General features: G+C 73.4%; 16 protein-coding genes. 11 read left to right on the top strand and 5 right to left on the bottom strand.

Going from position 1 to position 18,354, the window contains the following annotated elements; translation table 11 throughout:
• The 3 genes from AB0L89_RS38785 to AB0L89_RS38775 all read right to left on the bottom strand — a co-directional run.
• Positions 1-947 (bottom strand): DUF4436 family protein (locus AB0L89_RS38785; protein ID WP_365152269.1); only part of this gene is annotated, 947 nt, incomplete at its 3' end.
• Positions 948-973: 26 nt separating this feature from the next.
• Positions 974-2,125, bottom strand: coding sequence for an agmatine deiminase family protein (locus AB0L89_RS38780; RefSeq protein WP_365152267.1), 1,152 nt, complete (start codon positions 2,123-2,125; stop codon positions 974-976).
• A 256-nt stretch (positions 2,126-2,381) separates the two neighbouring features.
• Positions 2,382-3,110: a TetR/AcrR family transcriptional regulator gene (locus AB0L89_RS38775; protein WP_365152265.1), complete on the bottom strand. Its 729-nt coding sequence runs from the start codon at positions 3,108-3,110 to the stop codon at positions 2,382-2,384.
• 233 nt (positions 3,111-3,343) lie between these two features.
• Between AB0L89_RS38775 and AB0L89_RS38770 the strand changes: the two genes are divergently transcribed.
• The 11 genes from AB0L89_RS38770 (at position 3,344) to AB0L89_RS38720 (ending at position 15,998) form a co-directional block, all read left to right on the top strand.
• On the top strand, positions 3,344-5,023 hold the full coding sequence (locus AB0L89_RS38770) for a serine/threonine-protein kinase (protein ID WP_365152263.1): 1,680 nt from the start codon (positions 3,344-3,346) through the stop codon (positions 5,021-5,023).
• A gap of 100 nt (positions 5,024-5,123) precedes the next feature.
• Positions 5,124-5,705 carry a TetR/AcrR family transcriptional regulator gene (locus AB0L89_RS38765; protein ID WP_365152261.1) on the top strand — a complete coding sequence of 194 codons (582 nt, stop codon included), beginning with the start codon at positions 5,124-5,126 and terminating at the stop codon, positions 5,703-5,705.
• 266 nt (positions 5,706-5,971) lie between these two features.
• Positions 5,972-6,682, top strand: a complete 711-nt coding sequence (ureA, locus tag AB0L89_RS38760) for an urease subunit gamma (RefSeq protein ID WP_365152259.1) — start codon at positions 5,972-5,974, stop codon at positions 6,680-6,682.
• Complete coding sequence (locus AB0L89_RS38755; RefSeq protein WP_365152257.1) at positions 6,679-8,427, top strand: urease subunit alpha; 1,749 nt, start codon at positions 6,679-6,681, stop codon at positions 8,425-8,427. Before ureA ends, AB0L89_RS38755 begins: the two co-directional genes overlap by 4 nt.
• Before the next feature lie 88 nt (positions 8,428-8,515).
• Positions 8,516-9,529, top strand: coding sequence for an agmatine deiminase family protein (locus tag AB0L89_RS38750; protein ID WP_365152255.1), 1,014 nt, complete (start codon positions 8,516-8,518; stop codon positions 9,527-9,529).
• Positions 9,530-9,548: 19 nt separating this feature from the next.
• A complete protein-coding gene (locus AB0L89_RS38745; protein ID WP_365152253.1) occupies positions 9,549-11,201 on the top strand; it encodes an ABC transporter substrate-binding protein in 1,653 nt (550 codons plus the stop codon).
• Positions 11,198-12,157 (top strand): ABC transporter permease, encoded by a 960-nt coding sequence (locus tag AB0L89_RS38740; protein WP_365152251.1) that lies wholly within the window; start codon positions 11,198-11,200, stop codon positions 12,155-12,157. The genes AB0L89_RS38745 and AB0L89_RS38740 overlap by 4 nt, the downstream gene beginning before the upstream one ends.
• Positions 12,154-13,008 (top strand): ABC transporter permease, encoded by an 855-nt coding sequence (locus tag AB0L89_RS38735; RefSeq protein WP_365152249.1) that lies wholly within the window; start codon positions 12,154-12,156, stop codon positions 13,006-13,008. The genes AB0L89_RS38740 and AB0L89_RS38735 overlap by 4 nt, the downstream gene beginning before the upstream one ends.
• A complete protein-coding gene (locus tag AB0L89_RS38730; RefSeq protein WP_365152247.1) occupies positions 13,005-13,991 on the top strand; it encodes an ABC transporter ATP-binding protein in 987 nt (328 codons plus the stop codon). Before AB0L89_RS38735 ends, AB0L89_RS38730 begins: the two co-directional genes overlap by 4 nt.
• Complete coding sequence (locus tag AB0L89_RS38725) at positions 13,984-14,799, top strand: ABC transporter ATP-binding protein (RefSeq protein WP_365152245.1); 816 nt, start codon at positions 13,984-13,986, stop codon at positions 14,797-14,799. The genes AB0L89_RS38730 and AB0L89_RS38725 overlap by 8 nt, the downstream gene beginning before the upstream one ends.
• A gap of 35 nt (positions 14,800-14,834) precedes the next feature.
• Complete coding sequence (locus AB0L89_RS38720) at positions 14,835-15,998, top strand: agmatine deiminase family protein (RefSeq protein ID WP_365152243.1); 1,164 nt, start codon at positions 14,835-14,837, stop codon at positions 15,996-15,998.
• Positions 15,999-16,042: 44 nt separating this feature from the next.
• Here AB0L89_RS38720 and AB0L89_RS38715 read toward each other — a convergent pair whose 3' ends face one another.
• Complete coding sequence (locus tag AB0L89_RS38715) at positions 16,043-17,050, bottom strand: 2-dehydropantoate 2-reductase N-terminal domain-containing protein (protein ID WP_365152241.1); 1,008 nt, start codon at positions 17,048-17,050, stop codon at positions 16,043-16,045.
• A gap of 38 nt (positions 17,051-17,088) precedes the next feature.
• Positions 17,089-18,303: an ATP-dependent carboxylate-amine ligase gene (locus tag AB0L89_RS38710; protein ID WP_365152239.1), complete on the bottom strand. Its 1,215-nt coding sequence runs from the start codon at positions 18,301-18,303 to the stop codon at positions 17,089-17,091.
• Positions 18,304-18,354 lie beyond the last annotated feature (51 nt).

Genomic DNA, 18,354 nt, shown 5'->3' with positions numbered 1-18,354 from the left:
GGCCCAATGCTTCTCTGCCGGGGTTCTTGGGGTGGGGGCGGCCCCACCTCCGGGGGGTAGGCGGGCGCCGCCCCCCCCCCCGCCTCCGCCGGACGGGACTCCGCCCGCATCCCCATCACGACCACCACGATGACGCAGAAGGCGATGACCGTCTCCGCCCAGAGGAACGCGACGTAGTCCAGGAGGGAGCCGATCGGCGGGGTGCCGGGGGCCGTGTTGCGGAAGGCGGCCAGGGCGAACAGCGTGGCGGCCATCCAGCCGAGGGCCGGCCAGGTCAGGCCCTTGCGGCGGGTGAGCAGGAACCACGCGCCGATCAGGACGGCGATGGCCAGCGCCCACATCGCGGCCATCATGAACACCGCGAAGATCAGAACGCTGGTGGAGCGCGCGAGGCCGACCTCGAAGACCGCCGCGTCGTCCACCTCGGACGCGTCGACGTCGGCCGCGAACAGCGCGTCGTTGTTGGTGAGCGTCATCCGGACGGGCACCGCCTCGTCGTCCCGCGTCGCCGCGCCGAACTCGAGGGTCGTCTCGTAGGCGTCGAACGGATAGTCCGTGATCGAGCCCGCCGACAGGGTGACGGGCACGTCCACGGTGGAGATCCGGCTGTGGGCGGGGAAGGACAGGTCTCCCCGCACGGCCGCCGACGTCTGGAGCGTGAGGGTCTCGGCGGGGGAGACGCCGCCCGCCTCCGCGAGGCTCCCGCGCGGCGTGACCAGGAGGCGGAGCACCAGCTCGCGGCCCGCCGCGTCGACCCGCTGGACCGACGCGGCGATGTCCACCCGGTCGGGCGGGGAGCCGCCCGCCCGGTACCGGGTGTCCAGGGCCTGGCGCTCGCCGAACTGGAGCCAGACCCCGACGGCGGCGGCCGCGGCCACGGCGCAGAGCACCAGGCAGGCGGCGAGCAGTCTGCCGCGGGGCCGGGGGAGGCGTCGCTTCGTGGGCACAGCCGCTCCGTGGGGTGGGGCCGGGGTCAGTCGACCGGCTTGCCGGGCTCGTCGTGCGTGGAGCAGTGGATGCCGCCGCCACCGGAGGCGATGGTGTCGATCTCGACCTGCACGACGTCGCGCTTGGGGAAGTGCTCCTGGAGGATGCTCTTCGCGCGCTTGTCGGCCTTGCGGTCGCCGAAGCGGGGCATGAAGACGGAGTCGTTGGCGACGTAGAAGTTCGCGTACGTCGACACGAAGTCGTCGCCCTCGCCGGTGATCTCGTACAGGTCGGGCTGCGGCAGATCGACGATCTCGAAGGGGCGGCCCTTGGCGTCGGTCGCCTTGCTGAGCACCGCCTTCGCCTGGTCGGCCGCGCGCGACCACGAGTCGGCGGGGGTGTCGGGGTGCGCCCTGTCCAGGAGCACCACGCCGGGCTCGGTGAAGCGGACCAGGCTGTCCACGTGCGCGTCGGTGATGTCCTGGCCGCGCACACCGGCCAGCCAGATCACCTTCTTGATGCCCAGGGTCTTCTTGAGCTCGTCCTCGATCTGGTCGCGGCTCTTGCCGCGGTTGCGGTTGTCGTTGACGATCGAGCTCTCGGTGATCAGGAGCGTCCCCTCGCCGTCGGTCTCGAACGAGCCGCCCTCGGCCACCAGCGGAGCCTTCGTGCGCGGGATGTCGTACTTGGCGAGCAAGGTCTGGCCCACCCGGCCGTCGTTCGTGTGCTCCTGCTTGTTGCCCCACCCGTTGAAGTTGAAGTCGACCCCGAGGACCTTGCCGTCCTCCTCGACGAAGACCGGCACCGTGTCGCGGGCCCACAGGTCGTCGACGGGCAGGGGGATGACCTCGACGTCGCGCCCGCACGCCTTCTGGGCGGCCTTCACCTGGTCGGGCCTCGCCATCATCACGACGTACTCGTACTCCGCGATGGCACGGGCGACGCGGGCGATGTCCTCGCGTACGTAGCGGAGGTCGTCCTCCCACACCGACTCCAGGGCGGGCCACGACATGAACGTGCGCGCGTGGCTCTCCCACTCGGCGCCCATGCGGCGTCCCTCGGTGTCCGTGCCCTGGTCGGCGGCGGCGCTCGCGACATTCGAGTCGCCGGGTCCGCAGGCCGACGCGCCGAGGACGACCGCGCCGATGCCGGCGATCGCGCGGAGGGCCGAGCGGCGGGAGGGGAGGAGGTAGGACACGGTGAACTCCGATCATCGTGATGGGGACAAGCTAGCCGCCGGTGCGGCAGGTCGCTCGACGAGCGCGGTGCGGCGCGGTCCGGCGCGGGCGACGCGGGATGGGTGGGGGTGTCGGCTCGCGGGCTGAGGCTCGCGGGTCTTCGGCGGTGTGTGCCGCGCCGGGGGAGGGAGGGACGGCCGGGTGCCACGAGGGCGGAGGGGCGGCCGTGCCGTCACGCTGTCTCTTTGTCCCTCCACTGTGGCATGAACTGAAAATTCAGTCAAAGACGGTGACGGGATGCGCCGCCAGGCGGGAAAGCTCCACGGCCATGGACTCCCGCATCAGCTCGCGCGCGTGGTCCAGGGGCAGGAGTTCGCTGAGCCAGCGCGTGCTGAGGCCCTCCAGCGTGGCGGTCAGCCGCTCGGCGGCGACGGTGCGGGCGGGCCGCGGCGCGGCCGGATGGACGCGGCCGAGGGCGTCGGCCAGCTCGTGGATCCAGATCAGGCGCGCCCCGGCGAGCGCCTCGCGCAGCTCGGGGTCGAACACCGCGGTGGCCTGTAGCTCGCCCCAGGCCGTGCTGTTCTCGCGCACCTCGGGCCGGTCCTGGAATTCGAGGAGCAGCGAACGCTCCAGCGCCCGACGGGGGTCGTCGTCGCGGCGCTCGTCGGCACGGCGCCGGCTGTCGTGGTGCTCGCCGTCGCGGTGCCCGTCCCCGTCGCTGCCGTGCCCGTCATCGCCGTGCCCGCCCTGCGGGCGTCCCACGGTGTAGCGCTCCGCGCGGTCGCTGATGAACTCCAGGGTCCGGTGCAGCAGGCCCGCGCGGTCCTTGAAGTGGTAGTAGACGAGCGCCGTGGAGATGCCCGCCTCGGCGGCGACCTCCGATACGCGCAGGCCCCGGACGCCGCGCCGGGCGATGACTCTGGCCGCCGCCCTCAGGATGTCCGTCGCGCGGTCCGCCCCCACGTCCTGCCCTCCTCGCGCGCCGGCCGTCCACCGGCTGATCATCGGTCCGCATCGTCTCACATTGACTGAAACTTTAGTTAGCGGCACGATCGTCCCTCGTGGCGGTCCAGGGCCGTCGCGCCGTCGCACCCTCACGTCGTCGGCCGCCGCGCCGCCTTCCGTCGCGTCACCGGGTGCCGGTCCCCTCCCGCCCCGCACTCCTCCCACGCCCCTCTCGCCCCGCACTCCTCCCGTCCCGCACCCCGGCCCCGCCCTCTCGCCGAAAGAGCCACCGCATGTCCCCTCAGCCTCCCGGCGTGCCCGGCCTGTCCGGCGTGCCGTTCGCCCACGCGCCCCTGTCGGCCGACGACCCCCGCGAGATCGGCGGCTATCGCCTCCACGCCCGGCTCGGAGCCGGCGGCATGGGGGTCGTGTACCTCGCCCACACCCCGGGCGGACGGCCCATCGCCCTCAAGGCGGTGCGGGACGAGTTCGCCGCCGACCCGGAGTTCCGCAGCCGCTTCGCCCACGAAGTGGCCAGCGCGCGGAGCATCCACGGCCTGTTCACGGCGCAGGTCGTGGACTCGGGCGTGGACGCGCCCACGCCGTGGCTCGCCACCGCGTACGTGCCCGGACTCTCCCTCCAGGAGGTCGTCGGGCGGCACGGCCCGCTGCCCGTGCGCACGGTGCTGCTGCTCGTGGCCGGCATCGCCGAGGCGCTCCAGGCCATCCACCGGGCGGGCGTCGTCCACCGGGACCTCAAGCCCGCCAACGTGCTGATCGCCGGGGACGGTCCCCGCGTCATCGACTTCGGCATCGCCCGCGCCGCCGACGCCACGGGCCTGACCGGCACCGGGCTGCGGATCGGCACCGCCGCGTACATGGCGCCGGAGCAGGCACAGGGCCTCGCGGTGACCCCGGCGACCGACGTCTTCGCCCTCGGGGCGGTCGCCGCGTACGTGGCCGGGGGAGCGCTGCCCTTCGGGGGCGGGCCCGAATCCGCGGCGCTGTACCGGGTGGTCCACGAGGAGCCCGACCTGTCCCGCGTCCCCCACGAACTGCACGAACTGATCGGCCGCTGCCTGGCGAAACGGCCCTGGGACCGGCCCGCCCCGGCCGACCTGATCGCCGCCGCGCACGCCCACCCCGCCATGGGGGCGCATCCGGAGTTCGCCGAGGGGTGGCTGCCGCGCGGGGTCAGCAGCGAGATCGCGACGCGGGACGCGCCCGGCGATCCGCATCAGGGGCCGGGGCCGGTGTCCGGAGCCGGGGCCACCGAGCGGGTCCACGCCCAGCCCACGGTCGCGGCCGCCCCCGCGACGCGGCGCGCCCCCGCCACCGGGCGGGCCCCCGACGGCGAGGGGCGGACCGGCCCCGCGCCGCGCCGCCGCCGACTGCGCAGGACCGTGGTCGCCCTGGCGGTCGTGACCGCCGTCCTCGCGGCGCTCGGCGGCGCCGCGTACTACGTCCTGGACCGCCGCCACGACGCGGCGCGGGACTCGTCCGACGCCTCGCGCCGCCCCCACCCGCCGTCCGACCGCCCCTCGTCGCAGCGGCCCTCGCCCCCGCCTTCGTCCTCGCCCGCGCCCTCGTCGGGGCCCGCGTACGTCCCCGACTACACGGACGCCGAACTCACCGCCCCCGACCCCGACTACGAGTTCGATCTCGCGGCCGGGAAGGTCGTCCCCGCCGAGACCGCCGAGTGGTACCTGGAGCGGACCGACACCGAGTTCGTCCTCTCCGACGACAGCGACGCCTTCGTGGCCGCCGGGTACGTGCTGAGCCCCGCCGACTGCGTACGGGGCATCGAGACGGAACCGGTGACCGAGCTGCCGTTCGACGACCTCGCCGACGAACGCCCCTTCTGCGTCCGCAGCCCGGACGGGAAGAGCGTCGTCATCGCCCGCCTCGTCGAGGCCGTGCCGGACGAAGGGCCCGTCACGGTGGTCATGAGCCGCCACAGCCAGAGCGGTTGAGACCCGGCCGGGGCGCCCTTCCCGGCGCGCGCACGCGGTGCCGGTACCGGCGATCGGCCGAGATCACCGGTACCGGACCGGCCCGGTAGGGTTCGGATCCATGGCGCCTCGCACTACTCAGATCCTCGAAGCGGCCGCACGGCTGATCGCCCGCCGCGGTGTCCGCGGCCTGCGCGTCGAAGAGCTCGCCGCCGAGGCGGGCGTCTCGACCGGGCTGATCTACTACCACTTCAAGGACCGCACGGGGATCCTGCGCCACACCCTCGAATTCATCAACGACCGCGCCGAGCGCTACACCACCGGCCGCGACCCCGAGGCCGAACCGCTCGCTCCCCGCGAGGAGCTGGACGAGATCCTCCTGCTCGAACTGCAGGACACCCCCGAGGTCAGGGAGAACAGCTCCGCCTGGGGCGAGTTGCGGGCGAGTGCCGTCTTCGACGAAGTGCTGCGCGAGGACCTCGCCCGGGCGACCCTGGTGTGGGTGCAGGAGGTGGCGGCCCTCCTCGGCCAGGTGCGGCCGATGACGCCGGCGCCCGCCCTCGCGGCGGCGGGAGAGCGGCTCACCGCCCTCCTGGAGGGGCTCAGCATGCGCTGGCTCAGCGGCGGACTCCAGATCGATCACGCGCGTGATCTGATGCGCGGCGCCATCGACGCGGAACTGGCGCTGCTGCGGGAGAAGTAGCTCCCAGGAGCTCCGGTCGCCCCGGTACCCCCGCTGCCCCCTGGTCACGCCGGTGGGTCACCCCGGTCGCCCCGGCGAGTCACCTCGGTCACCCCGGTCACCTTCGTACCGACCCACCGCGTTTCGTCGGCTCCAAGCCATTGACTGAAAATTCAGTCAGTGTCACAGTGATGCCGCCGGCCCGCCGATGAGGTGATGCCGCCGGCCCGGCCCGCCGATGAGCGGTCCACGGTCATGCCGAACCTCCCGGAGCGAGTGATGCCCCCATGCCGCTGACCCCCACCGAACGTGACCGGCTCCTGCTGTTCACCGCCGCCGAGCTCGCGCGGTCCCGGCAGGCGCGCGGCCTCCGGCTCAACGTCCCCGAGGCCACCGCCCTGATCGCCGACACCGTCTGCGAGGCCGCCCGCGACGGGCTCCGGCTGGCCCAGGCCGTCGAGCGGGGCCGCTCCGTCCTCGGCCCCGACGACGTCCTGCCCGGCGTCCCCGACGTGGTCACCGAGATCCAGGTCGAGGCCGTGTTCGACGACGGCACGCGGCTGGCCGCCGTCAGTGACCCGTTCGGCGCGTGGCCCCGGAACGACGCCGCCCCCGGTGCCGTGCTCCCGGCGACGGAGACCACCGTGCCCGAACCGGTCGTGACGCTGGCCGTGCACAACACGGCGACCGTGCCCGTCTCGGTGACCTCGCACTTCCATTTCTTCGAGGCCAACCCGCGGCTCGACTTCGACCGGGCCGCCGCGTACGGCATGCGCCTCGCCGCGCCCGCCGGCGCGTCCACCCGGTTCGACGCGGACGGGACCGTCGAGGTCGGGCTCGTGCCGATCGGCGGCGCCCGGATCGCGATCGGCTTCGCGGGCCTGGTGGACGGGCCCCTCGACGCGCCTGGCGCGAAGGAGGCGGCGCTGCGCAGGGCGGCGGCGTGCGGCTACCTGGGCGCGAGCGCCACCGACAGCCCGGAAGGGGCGTACGCATGAGCAGGCCCACCCGGCACAGCGATCACTGTGCGCCCGCCAGCCGGCACATCGATCCGCACGAGTACGCCACCGTGCACGGCCCCCGCGCCGGTGACCGGGTCCGGCTCGGTGATTCGGGTCTGACGGTCCGGGTGGAGTCGGATGCGCAGTTGTACGGGGACGAGTTCCTCGCGGGTTTCGGGAAGACGGCCCGGGACGGGTTGCATCTGAAGGCTGCCGCTGTGCGTGAGACGTGTGACGTCGTCATCAGCAATGTCGTGGTGATCGATGCGGTGCAGGGCGTTCGGAAGGTGTCGATCGGGATCCGGGAGGGGCGGATCGCCTCCATCGGGCGGGCGGGGAATCCCGACACCCTCGACGGCGTCGACGTGGTCGTCGGCACCGGGACCACGATCATCTCCGGTGAGGGCCTGATCGCGACCGCGGGCGCCATCGACACGCATGTGCATCTGCTCTCGCCGAGGATCATGGAGGCGTCCCTGGCGTCCGGCGTGACCACGATCATCGGGCAGGAATTCGGGCCCATGTGGGGCGTGGGCGTCAACTCGCCCTGGGCGCTGCGCCATGCCTTCAACGCCTTCGACGCCTGGCCGGTCAACATCGGCTTCCTGGCGCGGGGTTCGTCCTCCGACGCCGCGCCTCTCGTCGAGGCGCTGGCCGAGGGCGGTGCCTGCGGTTTCAAGGTGCACGAGGACCTCGGTGCGCATGCGCGCGCCCTCGATACGGCGTTGCGGGTGGCGGAGGAGCACGATGTTCAAGTCGCTCTGCACAGTGACGGGTTGAACGAGTGTCTGTCGGTCGAGGACACCTTGAGCGTGCTCGACGGACGCACCATCCATGCCTTCCATATCGAGGGGTGCGGTGGTGGTCACGTACCGAATGTGCTGAAGATGGCGGGCGTGCCGAATGTGATCGGCTCCTCGACCAACCCGACGCTGCCCTTTGGGCGGGACGCGGTTGCCGAGCACTACGGGATGATCGTGTCGGTCCACGACCTGAAGACCGATCTGCCCGGGGACGCGGCGATGGCCCGCGACCGCATTCGTGCCGGGACGATGGGTGCGGAGGACGTGCTGCACGACCTGGGCGCGATCGGGATCACCTCCTCGGACGCGCAGGGCATGGGCCGGGCCGGGGAGACCGTGCGCCGTACGTTCGCGATGGCGGGCAAGATGAAGGCCGAGCTGGGCCCGATGGAGGGCGACGGCGCGGACGACGACAACGCGCGCGTGCTGCGCTACATCGCCAAGCTGACCATCAACCCCGCCCTCGCCCACGGCCTGGCCCACGAGGTCGGCTCCATCGAGGTCGGCAAGATGGCCGACATCGTCCTCTGGCGGCCCCCGTTCTTCGGGGCGAAGCCGCAGATGGTCCTCAAGTCAGGCGTTCCCGCCTACGGGGTCACCGGCGACCCGAACGCGGCCACCGACAGCTGCGAACCCCTCGTCCTCGGCCCGCTGTTCGGCGGGCATGGCGCCGTACCGGCCGACATCTCCGTGGCCTTCGTCAGCCGGGCCGCCGCCGAATCGGGCTCCTCCGGCAGGCCGTACGACGCGATGGCCACCCGGCGGCGCCGCGTCGCCGTGCGCGGGACCCGGGGGATCGGGCCCGCGGACATGGTCGGCAACAACCGGCTCGGGCAGGTCGACGTCGACGCGCGCACCGGCCTGGTCACCCTCGACGGCGCGCCCCTGCGCTCCGAGCCCGCGCAGGAAGTCTCCCTGAGCCGCCTCTACTTCCTGTGACCTCCCCGCACTTCTCCCCTCCTCTCTCACGAAGCCTCTCTCCCGAACCCCTCCCTCCTGAACCCCTCCCAAAGAAAAGAGACACCCCATGACCGCGTACCGCATGCCCGCCGAATGGTCCGAGCACGAGGGCTGTCTGATGGCCTGGCCCACCCGCGTCGACCTGTGGGGCGGGGTGCTCGACCAGGTGCAGGGCGAGTACGCCGAAGTCGCCCGTGCCATAGCGGAGTTCGAGCCGGTCACCATGGTCGCGCCGCCCGGTCACGGGGAGGGCGCCCGCGCGCGGTGCGGTGCCGCCGTCGACGTGATCGAACTGCCCCTGGACGACTCGTGGTTCCGCGACTCGGCCCCGCTGTTCGTCCTCGCCGGGGACGGCCGCCGCGCCGGGGTCGACTTCCGGTTCAACGCGTGGGGCCGCAAGCACCACCCGTACGACTCCGACGACCGGATCAGCGGCCTGCTGCTCGACCACCTCGGCGTCCCCCGGATCCCCTCCGACATGATCCTGGAGGGCGGCGCGATCACCGTCGACGGCGAGGGCACGCTGATCACCACCGAGCAGTGCCTGCTCCACCCCAACCGCAACCCGGACCTGGGCCGCGCGGAGATCGAGGCCGAACTGAAGTCCCGGCTGGGCGTGGAGAAGGTGATCTGGCTGCCGTACGGCGGGCTGCTCGACACCGAGACGGACGGGCACGTCGACGGGGTCTGCGCGTTCGCCGCGCCCGGCAAGGTCGTCGTCTCCCTGCCCGACGACCCCGCGCACCCCGACCACGCCCGGATGCGCGCCAACCGCGCCGTCCTGGAGGTCGCCACCGACGCCCGGGGCAGGTCCCTGGAGATCGTCGACGTGCCGCAGACCGTGTTCACGGAGGTGGCCAGCGGCGAGGTCGAGGTGTCGTACCTCAACTACTACGTCGCCAACGGCGGTGTCGTCGTGCCGGTGGCCGGGCTGCCCGCGGACGAGGACGCGCTCGCGGTGATCGCCGCCGCGTACCCCGGCCGCAAGGTCGTCGGGGTGCGGGCCGCGGCCGTCGCGTACGGCGGCGGGGGAGTGCACTGCATCACCCAGCAGATCCCCGCCGCTCGCCCCAGCGCGTGACGACCGGGTGAGCGCCCCCATGACCACCCCGTCCCTGCCCCGCGCCGCGAGACGCGGCCGGCTCCGGCGGCTCGTCGCCGCGGCCGCCGCCCTGGCCTCGCTCGCCGCGCTCGCGGCCTGCGCCGGTCCGCCGAGGAACGCCTCCGGCATCGACTTCGCCCTGTCGGCCTCGACGCCCCGGGCCAAGGGCGACATCGACTCGTTCACCTGGGCCCTGTACGCCGAACCGCCCACGCTCGACTACACGGTGGCCTTCGACTACCCGCAGAACATGGTGCTCTCCAACGTGTGCGAGAGCCTCATGCGCTGGACGCCGGGGCTCACCACCGAGCCGGGCCTGGCCCGCAGGGCGTCGCACCCCGACCGCACCACCTGGGTCTACGACCTGCGGCCCGGCGTGCGCTTCCACGACGGCCGGACGATGACCGCCGACGACGTGGTGTTCAGTCTCGACCGGCAGCGCGACCCGGACAACGCCGCCGCGTGGGCGCAGGTCTTCCAGAACGTCACCTCGGTGAAGAAGACCGGGCCGCTCCAGGTCACCGTCGCACTCAAGAAGCCCGACTCGCAGTTCCCCCAGTACATGGCGAGCGCCGCCGGAGTGGTGGCCTCCAAGGCCGGGGTCGAGGCGGCCGGGAAGGACTACGGCACCTCGGGCGGCCTCGCCTGCACCGGCCCGTTCGAGCTCGGCACCTGGAACAAGGGCCAGTCCATCGAACTCGACCGCTTCGACGGCTACTGGGGCAGGAGGGCCAAGTCCAAGGAGGTGGTCTTCCGCTTCCTGCCCGACGCCTCGGCACGGACCAACGCGCTGCTGAGCGGCGACGCCGACGGCGGCTATCTGATCCCGACCGAGAGCTACGCCAGGCTGCGCGGCAGCGGCGTCGGCACGCTGTACTTCGGCGAGGGCCTGAGCACCGTCAACCTCGCCATCACCGACATGAAGGGCCCGCTCGGCGACCTCCGCGTGCGGCGCGCCCTCTCCCTCGCCCTCGACCGCGCCGGGTTCGTCCAGGTCGGCCTCGGCGGCGCCGGCACCCCCACCGGAGCGCTCACCACCCGCGCCGCCTGGGCCGACGCGTCCGAGCGGACCAGGAAGCGGGCCTTCGGCGGCGCCCGGCCCGCCGCCCCGGACCTCGCGCGGGCCAAGGCACTGATCAAGAAGGCGGGCGCCACCGGCAAGTCCCTCACCGTCGCCACCAGTTCGGTGGGCCAGGACGTCTCGCTCCTCGCCACCGCCGTGCAGGACGCCGGCACCCGCATCGGCCTGGACATCCGCCTCAAGTCCATCGCGCCCAACGCGTTCACCGCACTGTTCACCGACCCGGGCGCGCGCAAGGGGATCGACATGTTCCCGCTCACGTACTACGACTCGATCACCGACCCGCTGGACCTCCTGACGAACTTCAAGACCGGCGCCTATCTGAACTTCGCGGGCCACAGCGACAAGGCGTACGACGAACTGGTCGAGCGGGCCACCGCCGTCGACGACCCGAAGCGGCGTCTCGCGATCGAGGCGGAGCTCCACCGCCGCGCCGGCCGGCAGCTGCCGTGGATCCCCGTCGCGGAGTGGCCCACCGCCGTCTTCCTCAACAAGAGGATCACGGGCGCGCCCACCACCATCGCGTACATGTACTACCCGTGGGCCGCCGACGTGGGGGCCGCGCGATGACCTTCCTCAGATTCGCGGCGCGGCGCGTCGCCGAGATGGCCGCCACCCTGCTCGCCGCGTCGTTCGTGGTCTTCGGCGCGATGTACCTGGCGCCGGGCAGTCCGGCGAGCTTCCTGCTCTCGGGCCGGTCGGCGTCACCGGAGGCGGTGGCGGCGATCAACTCCCAGTACCACCTGGACGATCCGTTCGCCGTACGGTATTTCGACTGGCTCGGCGGCGTCCTGCGCGGCGACTTCGGGCGGTCCATCACCTACCGCACCGACGTCTCCCGCCTCCTCGCCGACCGGTTGCCCACCACCCTGCTGCTGATCGTCATGGCGCTCGCGGTGGTCGTCGTGGGCGGTCTGCTCCTCGGCCGGATCGCCGCCGTGCGCGGTGGGCGCACCGACTCCGCGATCCTCGTCGCCACGACGTTCGCCGTCGGCACGCCGTCCTTCGTCGCGGCCGTGCTGCTCCAGGGGCTCTTCGCCGTACGCCTCGGCTGGTTCCCCAGCGGCGGCGCGGGCGACGGTCTCGGCGACATGATCCGGCACCTGACGCTGCCCGCGGTCGCGCTCGCCCTGTATCTGATCGGCATGCTCGCCCGGGTCACCCGCTCGGCGATGGTCGAGGCGCTCGGCAGCGAGCACGTCACCGTCGCCCGCAGCAGGGGCGTGCCCGAGCGCCAGGTCATCCGCCGCCATGTGTTCCGCAACGCGCTCGGCACCGTCCTGACCACCGGAGGCCTCGTCGTCTCCACGCTCCTGGTCTGCACGATCCTCGTCGAGACCGCGTTCAGCGTCGGGGGCATCGGGCAGCTCCTCGAACTGTCCACCACCACCAAGGACTTCCCGACCGTCCAGGCCATCGCGCTCATCGTCGTCGCCCTGTTCATGGCCGTGAACCTCGTCGTCGACCTGCTCCTTCCGCTGGTCGACCCGCGGCTCACGCTCGGCACGAGAGGGTCCGCCGCATGACCGCCGTCCTCACCCGCCGCCCCGGCCTGGCCCGGATCCGCGCCGTCGGTTCCCCCCTCCACCTGCTCTGCCTCGCGTTCGTCGCCCTCGTCGTCGCCGCCGCGCTGCTCGCCCCCTGGCTGGTGCCGCACGACCCCAACGCCGTCGACCTGGGCGGCGCGCTCGCCGGACCCTCCGCGGAGCATCCGCTCGGCGTGGACGCCGCGGGGCGCGACACCCTCTCGCGGCTGCTCCTGGGCGCCCGCACCTCGCTGCTCGGCCCCCTCGGAGTGGTGGTCTTCTCCACCCTCGCCGGGGTCGCCGTCGGCACGGCGGCGGCCTGGCGGGGCGGCTGGCTCGACTCGGTGCTCTCCCGCAGCACCGAACTGGTCTTCGCCTTCCCCGGGCTGCTCCTCGCGATCCTCGTCATCTCCGTCTACGGGGAGGGCCTGCTCGCCCCGGTGATCGCCCTGGCCGTCGCCTACCTCCCCTACGTCAGCCGCCTCACCCGCTCCCTCGTCCTCGCCGAGCGGGCCCGCCCCTACGTCAGCGCCCACCAGGTCCAGGGCCACTCGGCGCTCCAGATCTGCCTGCGCCACGTCCTGCCCAACATCGCGCCCGTCGTCCTCGCCCAGGCCACCATCAACTTCGGCTACGCCCTCATGGACCTCGCGGGCCTGTCCTTCCTGGGACTCGGCGTGCCACCGCTCACCCCGGACTGGGGCCGCATGGTCTTCGACGGCCAGACCGCGATCCAGCACGGCTACCCGCTCTCCGCGGTGCTGCCCTGCGTCCTCGTCGTGCTGACCGTGGTCGCCTTCAACGTCGTCGGCGAACGCTGGGCCGACCGGGTCGCCAGGAGGGACCGATGAACACCGCATCCGCCCCGGACCACGCCCTCGACGTCCAGGGGCTCCGCATCACCCTGCCCGGCACGGCCCGGCCCGTCCTGGACGGCGTCGACCTCACCGTCGCCGCCGGGGAGACGGTCGCCCTCGTCGGCGAGTCGGGCTCGGGCAAGACCCTCACCTCGCGCAGCGCGCTGCGGCTCCTGCCGCCCGGCGCCGTCACCGAGGGCGCCGTCCGCGTCCACGGCGACGACGTGCTCACCATGGACGACGCCCGGCTGCGCGCCCTGCGCACCGGCACCGCCGCCATGGTCTTCCAGGACCCGCGCGCCGCCCTCAACCCGCTGCGCCGCATCGGCGACTTCCTCACCGAAGGCGTCCGCGCGACCCGCGCGGACGCGACCGCCCGTGCCGCCGAACTCCTCGACGCGGTCGGCCTCGACGCGGCCGTCCTGCGCAAGTACCCCGGCCAGGTGTCCGGCGGCATGCTGCAACGCGTCATGATCGCCGCGGCCCTCATGGGCGATCCGGCCCTGCTGCTCGCCGACGAACCCACCACGGCCCTGGACGCCACCACCCAGGCCGAGGTCGTCGCCCTCCTCGTGCGGCTGCGCGAACGCTTCGGCACCGGGCTGCTGTTCGTCACCCACGACCTCGACCTGGCCGCGGCCATCAGCGACCGCGTCTACGTCATGTACGCGGGCCGGATCGCCGAACACGGCCCCGCCGAGGCCCTGTTCGCCCGGCCGCGGCACCCCTACACGGCGGCGCTGCTGGCCTCCACGCCGCGCCTGGGGACGGCCGGCCGACGCCTGCGGGCCATCGAGGGGCAGCCCCCCGACCTGCGGGCGGCCCTCGACGGCTGCGCCTTCGCGCCCCGCTGTCCGCTCGCCACCGAGGCGTGCGACCGGGAGGCCCCCGCCCCGCGCCCCGCGCCGGGCGCGCCGGAGCACCGGGCCGCCTGCCACCACAGCGACCGCCTCGAAGGGAGCACCGCCGATGTCTGAGACCGCGGACGCGAAGGTGCTGGACGTCAGCGGACTGCGGCGCGGCTTCGGTGCCGTGCGTGCCGTGGACGACGTGTCCTTCGCGGTGCCCGAGGGCGGATCCCTCGGCATCGTGGGGGAGTCGGGCTCCGGCAAGACGACGACGGCCCGGATCGTCGTCGGCCTGGAGCGGGCCGACGCGGGGGAGGTCCTGGTGCGCGGCAGACCCCGGGCCGCACGCGTGCGCGGCCGCGCGCAGCGCCTGGCCAGGGCCCGCGATGTCCAGATGGTCTTCCAGGACCCCTACCTCTCCCTCGATCCGCGCACCAGCGTCGAGGCGGCGCTCCGCGAGACGCTGCGCCTGCACTTCCCCGGCGCCGACCACGCGCGACGGGTGCGTGAACTCCTCGACCAGGTGGGCCTCGGCACCCGTGCCGCCGACGCGCTGCCCCGGCAGCTCTCCGGCGGGCAGCGCCAGCGCGTCGCCATCGCGCGGGCCCTGGCCGTCGAGCCGGCGGTGCTCGTCCTGGACGAGGCGGTCGCCGCGCTCGACGTGTCGGTGCAGGCGCAGATCCTCAACCTGCTCGCCGACATCCGCGAACGCACCCCGATCGGCTACCTCTTCATCACCCACGACCTCGGCGTGGTCCGGCACGTCACGGACGACGTGATCGTGATGCGCCGCGGCCGCGTCGTCGAGGCCGGCGCCACCGCCGACGTCCTGTCCGCGCCCCGTCACCCGTACACGCGGCTGCTCCTGGAGTCCGTCCCGCACCCGGGCTGGGACCCGGAAGGCATCGCGGCGGCCCGCCGGGCCCTGACCGACTGACCCGCACATCCCACTCATCGCACGAGGAGGCACCAGTGCACGACCACCCCACAGCACCCGGCCACAAGAGGCCGTCACCGAGCAGGCGTACGTTCCTGACGGCGGCCGCCCTCGCCACGGCGGGCGCGGCCCTCGTCGGCGCCGAAGCCTGGGCCGGAGGCACGCCCGGTCCGCGCAGGGCGACGCGGGCGGGCTCCTTCGCCGTGCCCGCCGAGGACGTCCGGCACACCAGGACCTGGATGGCGTGGCCGGACAGCAGCGCGATCTGGGGCCGCCAACTCGGCGGGGTCCAGGCCGACATCGCGCTCATCGCACGGACGGTCGCCAAGCACGAGCCCGTCACCCTGTGCGCCAACCCGGCGAGCGCCGCCAAGGCCCGCTCGATGTGCGGGAGTTCGGTCGAGGTCGTCACCACCGTTCCGGTCGACGACTGCTGGATGCGGGACTCCGGTCCGGTGTTCCGCACCGACGGCGCGGGCGGCCTCGACGCGGTCGGGCTGCACTTCAACGGCTGGGGCGGCAAGCAGCAGCACACCAAGGACGCGCGTGTCGCCGAGCGGATCGCCGCCCTGGCCGGGGTGCGGTTCACCGGCGCCGACCTGGTGGGCGAGGGCGGCGCGATCGAGCAGGACGGCGCGGGCACCCTGATGGCCACGCGCAGCAGCCTCCTCAACGCCAATCGCAACCCCGGGACGTCCGAGGCGGAGCTGACGGACGCGATGTGCGAGGCGTACGGCGCCGACAAGGTCATCTGGTTCGACGGGGTGCGCGGCCAGGACATCACCGACGACCACGTCGACGCCACGTCGCGCTTCCTCGCCCCCGGCAGGGCGCTGGTGCAGTGGCCCCTGGACACGGACGACGACGCCTACGCCAAGGACGCCCGCGCGCAGTACCGGGTGCTGTCCGACGCCACGAACGCCGCCGGACAGCCGATCGAGGCGAGCCGGCTCCAGGGCCCCGACTACGACAGGATCCGTTCCAGGAACCCCGACTTCCTCGCCTCGTACGCCAATTACTACCTCTGCAACGACGCCGTGATCTGCGCGCACTTCGGCGACGCCACGGCCGACGCGGCGGCCAGGGCGGCGCTCGCCCGGCTGTACCCGGGCCGGGTGGTCGAGCAGATCGACATCGACCGGCTCGGCGCGGGCGGCGGCGGCATCCACTGCGTCACGCAGCAGCAGCCCGCACCGTGACGACGCGCGGTGTCCGGGCGGCCCGACGGCCGCCCGGACACCGCTCAGTCGGCGGCGGTCTCCTCGGCGACGCGCTTGGCGAGTGCCTCGGCCGTCAGCACGCCCGGTGCGCGGCCCAGGCGCACGCTCTCCCGGGCGGCGTGCTGCAGGGCCGCGTTCACCGGAGTGGGGACGCCGTGTGCGCGGCCGAGCAGGACCACCTCGCCGTTCAGGTAGTCCGTCTCGACCGAGCCCGCGCCCCGGGCCAGGCTCTGCCAGGTCGAGCTGCGGGCGCGCTCGCCGGGGACCGGCTGCGGGTCGACCGTGCCGCCGCGCAGCTCGGTGAGTTCGGCGCCGGTGGCGTGGGCGATGCCCGCGGCGGCGAGGGCCGCGGCGCCCTCGGCCTTCGCGCGGGCGACCAAGTCCTGCGCGGCGGGGTCCGCGGCGGAGCCGCACACGGCCTCGACGGTGTTGGCGAGGTTGCCGAGGAGCTTGCCGTACTTCCAGCGCATCACGTCCGCGGCCACCGGCGCCAGGAAGCGGGACTTCTCCAGGTCGTCCGCGATGCGCCGGGCGGTCTCGTCCGAGCCCGTCCCGTACCTGCCGATGACCAGGGCGCCGGTGTAGGGGCCGCAGGGCGCGAGGACCTCGCCCGGGTCCAGGTGGCTGCTCGGCAGGATCACGCAGACCCCGTACACCTCGCGGAAGCGGCGCAGCGCCAGACGCTCGTTCTCCACGCCGTTCTGGGCGCACACCACGGGCAGGCGCTCGCCCGCCGTGCCGCCGCCCGCCACCGGCCTGGCCGCCCAGGTGTCCAGGGCGGCCACGCTGTCCTGGGTCTTGACGGCGAGCACGAGCACGTCGTCCGCGCGCAGTTCGACGTCCTCGGGCCGTGCCACGACGGGTATGTCCAGGGTGAGCGTGCCGGTGGGGACCGTAAGGCGCAGGCCGTTCTCGCGCAGCGCCTCGAAGTGCGCGCCGCGGGCGACCAGGACGACGGACCGTCCGCTCTCGTGCAGCCGTCCCCCGATCGAACCGCCGACCGCTCCGGACCCGATGATGATGTAGCGCATTCCGCTCCCTGGCTCTTGGCGGCCGGCTTGTTCCGCTGTCACTCGGGGGCCCCGAGGCCGTCCTCGGCATGGCGTCCGGTCCAGCGCACCCCCGCGGCGTACCACTCGGCGAGCTCCCGTGCGCGCCGCTCGACCTCCTGGTCGTCGGCGCCGGTCAGGACGTAGGCCGCCAAGTAGTGGGCGGACTTCACGCCCCCCTGGTACGCGGTGCCCACCGTACCCCGCAGGCGTTCCTCCACCACGAAGGGCGGGGGGTCCCCTGGGAGGGCCGCGAGGGTGGCCCGTTCGGGATAGAAGACGACCCAGCCCGCGCTGCTGCCGGGCGCGACGCCGTGCATCCCGGTGCCGGTCGGGCCCCGCGGGTCGACCTGGGCCCGGAACCACTGCTCGTCGAGGTCGAAGCCGGTGGCGGCGCGGATGGCGGGGGAGGTCAGGGCGCCGCCGGTCCTGCTGCCGATCTCGCACAGCACCAGGCGGTCGTCCGGCGTGTGGAAGACCTCCAGGTGAAAGGTGGTGCACTCGGGGGTGGGGAGGGCGTCGAGGACCGTACGGGCATAGCCGATGAGCCGGTCCGTCAGCGGGTGGTCGCGGGTGAGCTGGGCCGAGCCGAGGTAGATCCCGTCGTGGAAGGACAGGCAGTCGTTGAGGTAGCGCGAGACGAACGCGGCCACCGGCGTGCCGGCCGCCACCAGCCCGTCCACCACGTACATCTGACCCTCGACGAACCGTTCTACTTCGGCATGTTCGGGCAGACCGTCGGCGAGGAGCCGGGTAAGGTCCTCGGGACCGCGCAGGACCCGGGTGCCGGTGGAACCGGAACCGAGGGCCGGTTTCACCACCACGGGGTAGCCGTGCTCGCGGACGAAGCCGAGCAGGTCGAAGAGGACCCGTATCGGGGCGAACTCGGGTACTTCGAGGCCGCTTCGGCGCACCAGGGTCTTCATGTGGATCTTGTCGCGGAACGCGAGTGCGCCGGCGTAGTCCTGGCCCGGCAGACCGAGCAGCTCCCGCAGCCGCGCGGCGCGCAGCAGGTCGCTCTCCATGCGGGCGACCACCGCGTCGAGCGGCACGCGGTCGGCGAGTTCGAGGGCCGCGCGCTCCGCCGCGCCGCCCTCGCGGTAGTCGGCGACGCAGACGGCGTCCGGCACGTGCCGGTACTGCGGGAATTTGTTCTCGGAGACCAGGAGATGCGGCCGTATTCCCGTATCGGCGCCCCATTTGTCGTACGGAGTGTCCGCATAGTCACTGTCCACAAAAGCCAGAACACGCCGCTCTGCGCCAGATTTCACCCAGCACCTCCCAGG

It is taken from the genome of Streptomyces sp. NPDC052114 (genome assembly GCF_040680155.1).
Lineage (GTDB): Bacteria > Actinomycetota > Actinomycetes > Streptomycetales > Streptomycetaceae > Streptomyces.
Note: the sequence above shows the minus strand (reverse complement) of the source record. Positions and strands in the feature narration are given on the sequence as shown.